We start from the raw sequence: 6,401 nt of genomic DNA on the forward strand, positions 1-6,401 counted from the left end.
CAGACCCGGTCGCCCAGCTTGCCCTTCACCGTCCCCGCAACGTCCTGCACCGTGCCCCGCGCCTGCTGGCCTTGGCCCTCGGCTTCAAGGTTGCGGTTGTCGGTCGCCTTGCCGACGCTTTCCTTCACGCTGCCGGCGGCTTTGTTGGCGGCGGCCTTGGCCTTGTCGGTGAACTCGCCCATCGAAAAATCCTTTCACGTTTGTGACGTTCTGATGATCCAATGCACCTGGGAGGGCCTTCGTTCCGTCGGACGCGGGCCGCTCACGCGGACGTGCGATCAGGAGACCTTCGTCCAAAGGCTGCGGCGCCGACCGTGGGTTCGGCGCAGCCGGGTCACGAAAGACAGGTGGTCGGGGGCGTCGCCATAGTCGGCGATAGGGGCGTCCGTTGCGGCGCAGGCCAGAAGCTGGTCGGCGGCGCGGCGGATGTCCTCGGGGCGGCCGCGCCGCAGGGAGGCCAGGATCACCGTCCGTCGCAACAGGACGCTGGCCAAGGGGTGGCCGGAGTCGAGTGTGTCGGCGGCGCGGATCAGGGGGCCGGGATCGTCGCCATTCAGCGCGTCGGGCCGCGCCAGAACAAGGGCGGCCGCCATCGCCGGATCCCGCCAGTCGAGGAAGAACTGAAGTGCTGCGTTGCGGTCGGCGTGGTCGCGGGCGAGGGCGCGGGCCTCGTCCTCGGCCTCGATGTCATCGAAATCCGGCAGAAGGCGCAGGTAGCGGCGCAGGATGTCCGCGTCGGGGCGGGCGCGAAAGCTTTGCCAAAGGAACGCCTTCAGATCCTCCGTCCGGTTCAGGGCTTCGAGGCAGGCGACGTGGATCGGAACCAGTGCCGGGTCCGCGGGCGCGTTCTGCAGGATCGCCAGCGCCTCCAGGGCGCGGTGGGCGGCAAGGAGGCGGGTCGCCACTTCCGCCGCGATCGCGGGGGTTGTCAGCTGTTTCGCGGAAAGGTTCGCGACAAAGGCGTCCACGTTGCCCTGCGCGTCGGCGATGTCGCGCCGGATGGCGGCCAGCTGGTGGTGGCGGGCGGTGCCCGTGCGGGCGGGGGCGGTGGCGGCCAAGCCGTCCAGATGCGCCAGCCCCTGCGGGCCCAAGGCGGGGGCCAGCGCGCGGACGCCCCCGGCGAAGAGGCCGCGCGCGTCGTGTTCCAGCGCGCCGAACAGCGTTTCGGCCAGCGTCGGGGGCGGCAGGGTCAGGTGGGGCGCAAGGCGGGACAGGGCGGTCATCGCCTCGCCCCACACCTCGGCCAGAAGGCCCGCGCGGTCGTCGGTGCGGTCCAGAACGCCGGGGCCCAGATGCAGCAGTTCCCACAGAAGATCGAAGGCCAGCGCGGGGTCGACGGGGGCGAGGCCTTCGATCAGGGCGATCAGGCTGCGGATCTCTTTCGCGAAGGTGCGGTGGGTCTTGCGCGACAGGTAGCCCTTCGCCTGCCGGAGGGAGGCGTAGCGCTTGCGGATGTCGCGGGCCACGTCCTCGGGGCCCTGATGGGCGCTCAGCTCCAGCCGCAGGCGGCGTTGCAGGTCGGCGCGGCCCTTTGTCACCTCCATCAGCAGGTCGGCCAAGCGGTCGGGTCCCAGCACCAGCAGGTTCTTCTTGTTGAGCGCCTTGGCCGCCACCGTCTTCCCCTATCGCAGCCGCGCGACCCGCAGCAGCCCCGTCACGCCGCGCCAGATCAGCGCCATCACAAGGATGCGGAACAGGAAGCCGAGGATGGTGCCGATCTTCATGCCGAACAGGGTGCAGACCATCAGGATCGCCAGCAGGCCAAGGGCGATCTGTTCGGCCATTGAATGGGTCTGCGCGAAGTCGGGGCCCAGCACGAGGACACCGGCGGTGGCCCCGATCACACCCGTGATGATCAGCAAGCGAGACATGGCCCCTCCGTTCCGTGCCGTTTCGGCCGTTTTACAGGGAAAGTGGGGGGATGGCGACGGGTCTTGGACGGTGGTTCGCGTCTTAAGCTTTTGGAAACCGTGAATTCGTATTACGCAGTTCTCAGCCCGGCATGGTTCGGGGATAAGGGGATAAAGGGAAGGAACGGCACCATGGCGGCACTTGTGACGGGCGCGGGCCGGCGGATCGGGCGGGCGATGGCCCTGCATCTGGCGCAGCGGGGCTGCGACGTGGCCGTGCACTATTCCAGTTCGGCCGACGCGGCGCGGGAGGTCGTGGACCAGATCCGCGCCATGGGACGGCGGGCCGAGGCGGTGCAGGCCGACCTTCTGGACGAGGAGGCCACGCAGGGCCTGATCGGCCGGGCGGCGGGGGCGGTGGGGCCGTTGACGGTGCTGCTCAACAACGCCTCCATCTTCGAGGAGGACAGTCTGGCCACCGCGACTCGTGACAGCTGGGACCGGCACATGATGTCCAACCTGCGCGCGCCCTTCGTGCTGATCCAGCGCTTTGCCGAACAGGTGCCCGCGCCCGACAGCGACGGGGAGCCGCTGGCCCGGGGGCTGGTCGTGAACATGATCGACCAGCGGGTGCACAAGCTGACGCCGCAGTTCATGTCCTATACGCTGGCGAAGTCCGCGCTCTGGACGTTGACGCGGACGGCGGCGCAGGCGCTGGCCCCGCATGTCCGGGTGAACGCCATCGGCCCGGGGCCGACCTTGGCCGGGGCGCGCCAGTCGGCGGAGGATTTCAACCGGCAGCGCGCGGCGACCGTTCTGGGCCGGGGCGCCTCGCCTCAAGACATCGCGGCGGCGCTGGATTATCTTCTGGGTGCGCGGGCGGTGACGGGGCAGCTGATCTGCCCGGACGGAGGTCAGCACCTGGCCTGGGAAACGCCCGACGTGGTGGGCGTGGAGTAGGCGCCGCCGGTTGGGGGGGGGGTGCGGGGTTGGCGTTGGCCTGTGCAGTGTAGAGCCGGTGCCGGCGACCGGGGGTCACGGGTTTGGAGGTCGGCCTATCCGGTGTAGGGGCCGATGGTGCCGATCGGGGTCGCGGTGTGGCGTCGGCCGGTCCAGTGTGGGGCCGACGCTGCCGTTGGGCGATTCCGCCGTGCTCGCCTCGCCCTATCCGGCGTAGGGCCGGATCGACCCGTCGTCGCGCAGGAACAGCACGCACGGCCCCGAGGAGGCGCGCGGATCGTAGGCGAAGCCCTTGCGGTCCATGGCGGCGAAGATCTCGCGCACGCCGGTCAGGCCATAAAGGTGATCGTGCAGTTCCAGGAACACGCGGTCCACGCCGTCCAGCGTTGCGGCGCCTAGTATCTCGCGCTCAGCCCCCTCCACGTCCATGACGAGAACGTTGATCCCGCGTTCGGCAAGCGCCGCGTCGATGTTGGCGGACTGCACCTCGATCGTCGCCTCGTAGGGGCCTTGCGCTGCGATCATGGAGGACATCCAGAAGTCGCGGCGCATGTAGAAGACATGCGTGGTCGGATCCCCGGCCGAGAGCAGGCCATGGGCGAAGGTGACGTTGGTCGCGTCGTTCGCCTCGGCCACGCGGCGGGCCATGGCGACGGTGTCGGGGTTGGCGTCGAAGGACCAGATCCGTACGTCCGGGGTCTGGGCCAGAACCGTCGTGATGATCCCGAGGCCGGAGCCGAGTTCCAGCACCCGGTCACCCGCCCGCAGCAGGGTCCGCGCCAGCCGCGCCTCCTTCGCCTCATACTCTCCGCTGCGCAGGGCCTGCCAGATGATCGGCGACACCTCCCCTTCGGCGATGGGCACGTTCAGGCCGTGGATCGTCAGCGGGCCTTGGGGGGGCAGGGTCATGAGGTCGTCTCCGGTTCAGGGGTGCCACCCGCGCGCAGGTGGCCAAGTTGTGTTTTGCACACCGGGCGGCCGAACAGGAACCCCTGCGCGAGATCGCATCCAAGGCGGCGGACGGCGTCGTGCTGGTCTTCCGTTTCCACCCCCTCGATGATCACCTTCTTGCCCAGAAGATGGCCGAGGTCGTTCACGAGCCGGACCAGCGCTTCCGCCTCCCGGTCCCAGACGATGTCGCGGACAAAGCCCTTGTCCAGCTTGATCGTGTCGAAAGGAATGTCGCGCAGAACGGCGAGCGAGGAATAGCCGGTGCCGAAATCGTCCATCGCCACCGTGACGCCGAACAGCCGCAGATTGTTGAGGGCAAGGAACACCTCCTCGCGGTTGTTCAGCAGGACGGATTCCGTGATCTCCAGCTCCAGCCGGGTGGGATCGAGGCCGGTGGCCTGCAGGATGTCCTGCACGACGTTCAGCATGTCGGGCGATTGCAGTTGCAGCGAGGACAGGTTCACCGCGATCTTCAGCGGCTGGCGCCAGGTCGCGGCCTCGGCGCAGGCTTCGGTCAGGATCAGGCGGCCGAGTTCGCGGATCAGGCCGATCTCCTCGGCGATGGGGATGAAGACGTCGGGCGGAATGTCGCCGCGGGTGGGGTGGTTCCAGCGGGCCAGTGCCTCCAGCCCTGCCGCGCGGCCGGTGCGAAGATCCACCTGCACCTGATAGGCCACCTCGAACGCGCGCTGCGCGATGGCGTGGCGCAGGTCGTTTTCCAGCGCCTTGCGATCGTCGAACTCGCCCTGCATGTACTCCTCGAACAGGCAGACGCGGTCCTCCTTCGACGCCTTGGCGCGGTAAAGGGCGATGTCGGCCCGCTTGAACAGCAGCTGCGCGTCTGCATCGCGCGGCGTCATGACGTTGGCCACGCCGATGGAGCATCCGATCTCCACCCGCCGGTCGGAGAGCTGGTAGGGGGCGGCGATGTCGACGGCGAGGTTGCGGGCGTATTCCAAGCTCTGTTCGGCTGTGCGGTCGAACAGCAGGCAGGCGAATTCATCCCCGCCCAGACGGCAGAACATGTGCGGCTTCACGCTGAAGCGCCGCATGCGGTCGCTGACCTGATGCAGCAGCATGTCCCCGAAATCATGTCCCATCATGTCGTTGATCATCTTGAAGTCATCAAGATCAAGAAGCAGCAGGCTGATGGACAGGTCGCGTTCCGAAAACACCTTGAGGGCCGTTTCCAGCTCGTTCCAGAACAGGGTGCGGTTCGGCAGGGCCGTCAGCGCGTCGTGATGCGCGGCGTATTCAAGGCTGCGGTTCTTGTCCCGCAACTCGTTTCCGGCCGCGTTCAGGCTTTCGTTCAGGTCGCGGCCCTGCTTTTGCGCAAGATGCAGCAGGCGGTTGCGGTTCAGCAGAAGCACCAGCAGCCCGCACCAGCACAGGATCAGCACCCCCACGACCAGGCCGTAGATCAGGTGCAGGCGTTCCAGCGCCTTCAGGTTCTCCTCCACCAGGGTCCAGCTGCGCTGCACGCTTTGCGAGGACAGGTTGGTAAGCGGCGCGGTCTGCGCGTGCATCCGGTTCAGGATCTCGCGGATCTGCGGGGGGTCCAGATCCTCAAGCGAACGGTCGAGGTCGTTGAGAAGGGCCACGAACGCCGCCACCGTCTGCTGGCGCGCGGGCGTCTGGTCGAGGAAGGTCTTCAGAGAGCCTTCGCGCAGCGAGGTCATGCGGCTGATGACGATGTCCAGCCGCAGGCGGACGTCGTCCATGGAAATGCCGGGCGCGGACAGGCTGTAGAGGGCAAGCGTCTCCTCCAGCCGCAGAAACTCCTGCGCCGTCTGGCTGATCGCCCAGGAATCGTTGTGATGAGCCACCCGGCGGACCACCGACTGGCGTTCCCCGACCGTGCTGGACAGGTAGATCGTGGCCGCGATGAACACGGCGATGAGGACACTGAGGACGCGCGTCACGATGTTCTACCGGATGATGAGGCGCGTCACTTGCCAGGCCGAGCGTGAGTAGTAGGTCTGCGTCTCGAACCTCGGTGCGCTGTCATAGGGGTAGATGACGAAAAGGGGGCCCTTGTCCCGCACGGTCATGGTGTCGCCGTTCATCTTCATGGCGAGGATGACGCCCGTGTCCTTTGCGTCCGACAGGGGGATATCGGTTTCGTAGTCGTTCAGCGCGACGGCCTTGATCGTCCGGCCCTTGGCGCCCACGCGGTCCAGCACAGCCGCCAGCGGCGGACCTGCGAAGGTCTTGACGCCGTCGAACCACGGGGTGCCGGTGGTCACCTCCGCCATTCCAAGCCCTTCCAGCATCTCGCGGTCGAACTGCGCCGTGTCGTCCACGTTGGTGTGCGCGATGGCGCCCGTGATCGTCAGGATCACCTCGCCCTGTGGGGGCGGAAAGTCCTGTGCGCCGGCGGTGAGGGGGCTGCCCATGCACCAGAGGATGGCCGCGAGGAGGGGAAGCGATCGAAAGGCGGGCATGGGTTTCCTCACTCCTGACTGGGGGGCCTTGGGAACGATCCTACGCGGATCCTTGGTCCGGCCAATGCCTTATTCCTGTCATGTAGAGGTTTCGCGGCCATTAACCCGCATGAATGTCCCGACCCTTTCATCCAACGTGGAAGAGTGTTGCGAAGAGTTTCGGGTCGAGGCTGTTCTGGGCGAAGGTGGGGCCTTC

Annotated in this window: 7 protein-coding genes; 1 reads left to right on the forward strand and 6 read right to left on the reverse strand. The window is 67.4% G+C overall.

Going from position 1 to position 6,401, the window contains the following annotated elements; genetic code table 11:
* From PIJ50_RS16215 to PIJ50_RS16225, 3 genes are all read right to left on the reverse strand, one after another.
* Nucleotides 1-182: CsbD family protein (locus PIJ50_RS16215; protein WP_271976637.1), on the reverse strand; the 182-nt coding region annotated here is incomplete at its 3' end.
* A gap of 96 nt (nt 183-278) precedes the next feature.
* The gene (locus PIJ50_RS16220) at nt 279-1,613 is read right to left on the reverse strand and encodes a DUF6880 family protein (RefSeq protein WP_271976638.1); all 1,335 of its coding nucleotides are present in this window, start codon (nt 1,611-1,613) and stop codon (nt 279-281) included.
* A 9-nt stretch (nt 1,614-1,622) separates the two neighbouring features.
* Nucleotides 1,623-1,871, reverse strand: coding sequence for a hypothetical protein (locus PIJ50_RS16225; protein ID WP_271976639.1), 249 nt, complete (start codon nt 1,869-1,871; stop codon nt 1,623-1,625).
* A 171-nt stretch (nt 1,872-2,042) separates the two neighbouring features.
* On the opposite strand from PIJ50_RS16225, the gene PIJ50_RS16230 reads away from it, so the two are divergent.
* On the forward strand, nt 2,043-2,810 hold the full coding sequence (locus tag PIJ50_RS16230) for an SDR family oxidoreductase (RefSeq protein WP_271976640.1): 768 nt from the start codon (nt 2,043-2,045) through the stop codon (nt 2,808-2,810).
* A 204-nt stretch (nt 2,811-3,014) separates the two neighbouring features.
* Here PIJ50_RS16230 and PIJ50_RS16235 read toward each other — a convergent pair whose 3' ends face one another.
* The 3 genes from PIJ50_RS16235 to PIJ50_RS16245 are packed head-to-tail and all read right to left on the reverse strand — an operon-like array spanning nt 3,015 to nt 6,205.
* Nucleotides 3,015-3,719, reverse strand: coding sequence for an FkbM family methyltransferase (locus PIJ50_RS16235; RefSeq protein WP_271976641.1), 705 nt, complete (start codon nt 3,717-3,719; stop codon nt 3,015-3,017).
* Nucleotides 3,716-5,683, reverse strand: coding sequence for a putative bifunctional diguanylate cyclase/phosphodiesterase (locus PIJ50_RS16240; protein WP_271976642.1), 1,968 nt, complete (start codon nt 5,681-5,683; stop codon nt 3,716-3,718). Before PIJ50_RS16240 ends, PIJ50_RS16235 begins: the two co-directional genes overlap by 4 nt.
* 6 nt (nt 5,684-5,689) lie before the next feature.
* Nucleotides 5,690-6,205, reverse strand: coding sequence for a putative pterin-binding protein (locus tag PIJ50_RS16245; protein ID WP_271976643.1), 516 nt, complete (start codon nt 6,203-6,205; stop codon nt 5,690-5,692).
* Between the last annotated feature and the right edge of the window lie 196 nt (nt 6,206-6,401).

The organism is Falsirhodobacter sp. 20TX0035, from assembly GCF_028307215.1.
In the GTDB taxonomy this organism is placed as follows: Bacteria; Pseudomonadota; Alphaproteobacteria; order Rhodobacterales; family Rhodobacteraceae; genus Falsirhodobacter.

Excerpts from the sequence above, each read along its gene's own strand:
- PIJ50_RS16235 (WP_271976641.1), bottom strand. The coding sequence starts at position 3,719 with ATGACCCTGCCCCCCCAAGGCCCGCTGACGATCCACGGCCTGAACGTG.
- PIJ50_RS16230 (WP_271976640.1), top strand. The coding sequence starts at position 2,043 with ATGGCGGCACTTGTGACGGGCGCGGGCCGGCGGATCGGGCGGGCGATG.
- PIJ50_RS16245 (WP_271976643.1), bottom strand. The coding sequence starts at position 6,205 with ATGCCCGCCTTTCGATCGCTTCCCCTCCTCGCGGCCATCCTCTGGTGC.
- PIJ50_RS16225 (WP_271976639.1), bottom strand. The coding sequence starts at position 1,871 with ATGTCTCGCTTGCTGATCATCACGGGTGTGATCGGGGCCACCGCCGGT.